Annotated in this window: 1 protein-coding gene; it reads left to right on the top strand. The window is 41.9% G+C overall.

Features of this window, described 5'->3' with window-relative positions:
• Window positions 1–40: 40 nt before the first annotated feature.
• Window positions 41–1278, top strand: a protein-coding gene (locus DPF93_RS20985) for an IS3 family transposase (RefSeq protein WP_425275319.1) whose coding sequence is annotated in 2 segments (ribosomal slippage) — window positions 41–412 and window positions 415–1278 — 1236 coding nt in all. Because the reading frame shifts where the segments join, the coding sequence is not laid out codon by codon here.

Here is a 1278-nt window from a genome sequence, read left to right as displayed (position 1 = left end):
TGTCCCGTCCTGAAATGTGTTTACACATTGAGGACGAATTATGACCACTTCAAATAAACTCTACATTAAGCGCACTCAGCGTGATTACACACTAGGCTTTAAATTGCAGGTCGTTGATGCCGTAGAAAAAGGAGAAATGACCTACAAGCAAGCACAAGCCATTTATGGTATCCAAGGTCGCTCAACTGTTTTAACTTGGCTGAGAAAGCACGGAAAAATGGATTGGACGCAAAACCCAAGGAAGAACGCCATGCATAAGACTACCAAACCTAATGAGTCTCCCGCTCAAAAAATTAAACGTCTTGAAAAAGAACTCGAAGATGAGCGAATAAGAAATCTGTTCTTRAATGAAGTGGTGGATATTCTTGACGCTGAGCATGGGACAAGCCTAAGAAAAAAGTATCTCGCCAAGGAGCGAGAAGCCTTCAAAAACAGAAAGGGGTCAGCTTAGCTAGAATTTGCCGCTTATGTGGCATATCGAGACAAAGTGTTTACCAAAGAGAAAAGCGAGCARCTGCCCGTCAAATTAAGCTTGAGCCCGTAAAGAAGATGGTCTTAGAACTCCGACGTTATATGCCTCGAATTGGAGCAAGAAAACTGTATTTCTTACTCAAGCCAAAACTGAAAAAAGAAGGTATTAAGCTAGGTAGGGACGCGCTCTTTGACTACTTACGTAATGAGAGACTTCTTGTTCAACCAAAACGCAGTTTTACAAAGACGACCAATAGCCGACACTGGATGAAAAAGCATCCTAACTTGCTGAAGGATATTAAGCCAAGTCATCCCGAAGAAGTCTTGGTCAGCGATATTACCTACGTCCAATCGGATAAAGGTGTTCACTATTTATCTCTTGTGACAGACGCATTTAGTCGAAAAATTATGGGGTAYGAGTTGAGTAATGAGATGAAAGCAACAGATGTTGTAAAAGCTCTGCGTAAGGCGATAAGAGCACGTCAATATCGATGCCCTTGTATCCATCACTCAGACCGAGGTCTTCAATACTGCTCAACAGTTTATCAAGAGCAGTTGAAAAGTGGAGATATAAAGCCATCCATGACCGATGGGTATGACTGCTACCAGAATGCGTTAGCAGAGAGAGTCAATGGGATACTAAAACAAGAGTTCCTACTCAATAGGTGTCAAGACATCAAAGAGCTCAACCAACTAGTAAAAGAGTCTATTAGTATCTATAACAATATGAGACCACATCTTAGCCTCGGGATGAAAACCCCAAATGAGGTTCATGAAAAAAGCCAGCTGCTAACGCAGTTGGCTTAG

It is taken from the genome of Vibrio rhodolitus, from assembly GCF_003350325.1.
Taxonomy (GTDB): Bacteria; Pseudomonadota; Gammaproteobacteria; order Enterobacterales; family Vibrionaceae; genus Vibrio; species Vibrio rhodolitus.
Note: the sequence above shows the minus strand (reverse complement) of the source record. Positions and strands in the feature narration are given on the sequence as shown.